4 protein-coding genes and 1 pseudogene are annotated in these 4,009 nt (G+C 28.5%); all 5 read right to left on the reverse strand.

What is annotated here, in order from left to right:
- Positions 1-521 (reverse strand): annotated as a pseudogene (locus tag J7G74_RS06205) (methylaspartate mutase subunit E); the annotation flags it as partial.
- The gene (gene glmL / locus J7G74_RS06210; RefSeq protein WP_297133206.1) at positions 511-1,896 is read right to left on the reverse strand and encodes a methylaspartate mutase accessory protein GlmL; all 1,386 of its coding nucleotides are present in this window, start codon (positions 1,894-1,896) and stop codon (positions 511-513) included. The gene glmL and the pseudogene J7G74_RS06205, both read right to left, overlap by 11 nt.
- Positions 1,874-2,314: a methylaspartate mutase subunit S gene (glmS, locus tag J7G74_RS06215; protein WP_297133208.1), complete on the reverse strand. Its 441-nt coding sequence runs from the start codon at positions 2,312-2,314 to the stop codon at positions 1,874-1,876. The genes glmL and glmS overlap by 23 nt, the downstream gene beginning before the upstream one ends.
- A gap of 63 nt (positions 2,315-2,377) precedes the next feature.
- Positions 2,378-3,229: a hypothetical protein gene (locus tag J7G74_RS06220; protein WP_330616432.1), complete on the reverse strand. Its 852-nt coding sequence runs from the start codon at positions 3,227-3,229 to the stop codon at positions 2,378-2,380.
- 367 nt (positions 3,230-3,596) lie between these two features.
- A partial coding sequence (locus J7G74_RS06225) for an N-acetyltransferase (RefSeq protein ID WP_330616434.1) occupies positions 3,597-4,009 on the reverse strand: 413 nt, incomplete at its 5' end.

Raw genomic sequence — 4,009 nt, forward strand, 5'->3', positions numbered from 1 at the left:
CCTCCTCCCTCAAAGCTAGTAAATCCTCCTGCATAAGTAATTTCACATAAAAGTCTTGCATCAGGAGTACCATGCCTAACTTGAAGTGGGGTATCTAAAGATTTTATAAGTCTTCTACAACTTTCAACTCCATGATTTACAGCAGGAAATCCGTTTAACATTGATTTATTATTTTTTATAGATTCTATTATTCCTTTTTGAGCATCATCGTAACAGTTTTGTCTAGTATAACTATCGATTGTTGTTGGAAGTAAGTCAGCTTCACCAATATTTTGTAAATAAGTTAGTAATTTTATTTGATCATCTACTAAAGCTACTCCCGCTCTTGGTTGAATTAAAGTAACTTTATTATTTTTAGCTTCTATTAATTTTTTTGAGAATAGTTTTTTACTTGGAAGAGATTTGTGGAAAGCTATAGCATCTTCGAAATTTACTTCTTTTCCTGTAGGCCACTGATTTAAGACATCTTTTCTTATTTGAAAAAATTCATCTCTTGATATTTTTTCATTTTTAATTTCCATTATACTTCAACTCCTCTTTCATAATTCGTATTGCTGTTTTTGGGTAATACTCAGATAAAAGTCCCATAGCTGAAAGTATATATTTTCGGTCAACTAAAATATCTGCTTTTTTAGGTCTTAAAGAATTAGGTTTTTCCTCACTATATAGGGCATGATTTATAATATTATTAACTTTTTCCAAATGAACTATAGACCCTCCTGTTACAACTACCTTATTAATATTAGTTAAATTTTTTCCGCTCTGAACATATGCTATGCCACTTGTAGTATAAGCCTTTTCTATTTTACCTGCATGTCTTATTGTAGCAATTTCTATTGCAAGACTAGCAAGAATATTATCCATATTTATCAAATCTTTATCATTGGATGGTATAGTATCTGGGTTATTATATAAATTATTTATAATTTCTTCGCATTTACTTATAGATAGATTAGATAGTTTACAGATTTTTTCAATACCTACTTCTTCTAAAATACCGTAGATACTGTATCTCATACCAATATCTCCTTCTACTGTCCTTTTTATATAAGGCTCTTTTATTCCTTTATATATAATATTTACTTCATCAGGATAGCCATCTGCTATTGAATAAATATCTGTAGTAGCCCCACCTATATCTATAGCTAGTAATTCACCAATACCTTTTTCATCTTCATATCCATTAGCCAGTAGTTCCATTGCCTTCATCATTGCACTGGGTGTTGGCATAAGTATTCCAGAAATAATACTGTTAGTCTTAGTTATTCCTTTAGCATTTATTATTCTCTTTAAAAAAATATCTCTAATTTTATTTTGTGCAGGTTCTATATTTAACTCTCCATATTTAGGCATAACATTGTCTACTATATAATTCTCTTTATTTTCCAAAAATTTACTACATTTTTTCGATACTGTTCTATTTCCTGCAATTATAATAGGAAAATTATATTTACAAGTAGATAACATTTTAGCATTATGAAGTATATATCTTTGATTACCACCATCAGTTCCCCCTGCTAATAAAAATATTTCTGGCTTTATCTCATCTATTTCTTTGATATCTTCTTCTGTCAGTTCATATGAATAAACTTTTAACACCTTTGCACCTGCACCTAAACTTGCTTGTTTAGCTGCTTCTGAAGTTACTGAAGATACTAATCCACAAGACATCATTCTTAGTCCACCGGCTGCTGAAGAACAAGCATATATTTCATCAAATTCTAACTTACCATATTTATTTTCTAAAATTAATTTTGCATTACTTAAACCTTCATTAATATCAGTATTTACAGTTGTATAACTAGAAGCAGTTCCTATTATTGTTTCTTTTTCCATGTCAACAGCAGTTATTTTAGTGTAAGTACTTCCAAAATCAATCAACAAGATCTTTTTCATAATCTTCACCAATTCCTAAATCTAATTTCAAAAAATCTATAGTAGTTTGAGGTTCTGTACCTGGTGGAAACACCCTATTAAACCCCATATCTTTAAATCGTTTCTCTACTTCTTCAAAAGGTTGTTTACCTACTACAATATTACCTCCAACATACAATAAAATATTATCAATACCAGCTTCTATACATCTTTCTCTAAGACCTCTGCAATCAATTTCCCCATGACCATATAAAGAAGACACTAAAATAGCATCTGCATTAGACTCTATCGCTGCATTTATATATTCTTCTTGAGAAACCATTACCCCTAAATTTATCACTTCAAATCCTGCTTCAGTAAAAAAATGATATAATATCTTATTACCAATGGCATGTACATCAGCACCTATAACTCCTAATACTAAAGTTTTCCTTTTCATGTATTATCCTCCTTCCTTTTATTCCAAAATAATTAATATATATCATTTAATGAAAATGCATATTTAAATTAGCATTTTATTTAAATCTTTATCATCCTCATCAAATCTATCTCCTACTAATCCTACTAACATGTAAATTTTTTTAGATGAATCATAATACAACTTGGGAAGAAGTCTAAAATTTTCGATTTTAGAAGTGCTATCAACATGAATTCGTGGTCCACTACATGGATGAATATATTCACCTATTTTTACATGCTTTTCATCATAATACTGAATTGGAATATCCATTTCAATCATATTTTTGACCTTTGATTCTAATTCTTCTATATTTATATATGGTTCGGAATGAAATATTATTAAAAATCCATTTAGAACATCTCCATGTTCACAATTAAAATTAATATGCTCTGGAATAAAATGTTCAACTAAGTCTTCTGCTGAATGAGCCATTTTTCTCATTTTTATTGAATGAAAAACTCTTTTAGCTATATCATCAGGCTCTGGACCAAAAATAGTAGGTCTTGTTACTATAATTTCTCCTCCAACGCCTATGAGTAAATCTGCATTTTTTTTCATTAATGGATAGATGAGTTCAAAATGCTCTACTATTACTCTACGATTATTTTCAATTGCTTTATTAACAGCATCTACTAATTCATACATCTGATAAAAAGCGGATTCAAACCTAACATCAATATGATAAGTGTGTGGAGCAAAAAAGCCACCTTCATTCAAATTCATAATTGGTAGAGGTCTTACATTTAAACCCTCATCATCATTAGTTAACTCTAGGCCTGGAAACATTCCTCTTATAAGCATACTTTTTCCTGATCCCGGTTCTCCAATTACTCCTATTAATTTATCTGTTGGAGTAAGATACTGTTGAGCTAATTTTATTCCTATTTCATACATTCTGACTCTTCCCCTTGGCGCAAAAAAAACACTATAAAAATGATTTCTTGACACATATTCAAGTCCCATTTTACTACCTACTTTCCTGTAATTTTTCTTTTGCTTAAATTTATTATTTAGTATATTATTATATTTCTACATAAATCTATAGTTTCCTGTTATTTTTTTAAATTTATGCAAGTTTTCTTTCATCACATAGTCATTATATGAATACCAAAATTACAATATTACTATTCGTATCTCTAATATTTCAAATTAAGTTGAAAATTATATGTTGTCTACAGAACAGATAATATACAATTTCCTTACAATTAAAAAAGGCATCATAATTTAGAATAAACTATATTATAACACCAATAATTTTTTATTATTTACTTTTCATTATATACTCTATAGAACCAGTTTCTTCATTGATTTGTTCGCAAACCATTTTAAAATTTTTATACTTATAAAACTCAACAGCATTTTTATTATCTTTATAAACAGCTAAATTTAAACTTTTATACTTTTCTAGCGCAAAATCTATTAATCTACTTCCTATTCCTTTTCCAAAAAAATTATTATCTACAAATAAGGCTCCTATAAAATTTTTTTCTATTATAGATATAAATCCCATGATATTATTATCTTCTTCATATACAAAAGTCTCTGACATTGGCACATACATATCTCTTACTTTAATATAATTCTCTAGCCAGTATTTCTCATATATAAAGCTATGAGCTTTAATGGTACTCTCAAACCATATTTCCATTATTCTATTTATATCTTCTTTTTTTA

The sequence above is a fragment of the Terrisporobacter sp. genome (genome assembly GCF_017888745.1).
In the GTDB taxonomy this organism is placed as follows: domain Bacteria; phylum Bacillota; class Clostridia; order Peptostreptococcales; family Peptostreptococcaceae; genus Terrisporobacter.